Here is a 464-nt window from a genome sequence, read left to right on the forward strand (position 1 = left end):
TTAAATTGAAGAGTTTGATCATGGCTCAGATTGAACGCTGGCGGCAGGCCTAACACATGCAAGTCGAGCGGTAACAGAAAGAAAGCTTGCTTTCTTTGCTGACGAGCGGCGGACGGGTGAGTAATGCCTAGGAAGTTGCCCAGTAGAGGGGGATAACCATTGGAAACGATGGCTAATACCGCATACTCTCTTCGGAGCAAAGCAGGGGACCTTCGGGCCTTGCGCTATTGGATACGCCTAGGTGGGATTAGCTAGTTGGTGAGGTAAAGGCTCACCAAGGCGACGATCCCTAGCTGGTCTGAGAGGATGATCAGCCACACTGGAACTGAGACACGGTCCAGACTCCTACGGGAGGCAGCAGTGGGGAATATTGCACAATGGGGGAAACCCTGATGCAGCCATGCCGCGTGTGTGAAGAAGGCCTTCGGGTTGTAAAGCACTTTCAGCAGTGAGGAAGGTGGTGT

1 rRNA gene is annotated in these 464 nt (G+C 53.2%); it reads left to right on the forward strand.

Annotation, left to right across the window (positions count from 1 at the left end):
* Positions 1 to 2: 2 nt before the first annotated feature.
* Positions 3 to 464 (forward strand): 16S ribosomal RNA (locus M9194_RS21585); the annotation flags it as partial.

This window comes from Vibrio sinus, assembly GCF_023634645.1.
In the GTDB taxonomy this organism is placed as follows: Bacteria; Pseudomonadota; Gammaproteobacteria; order Enterobacterales; family Vibrionaceae; genus Vibrio; species Vibrio sinus.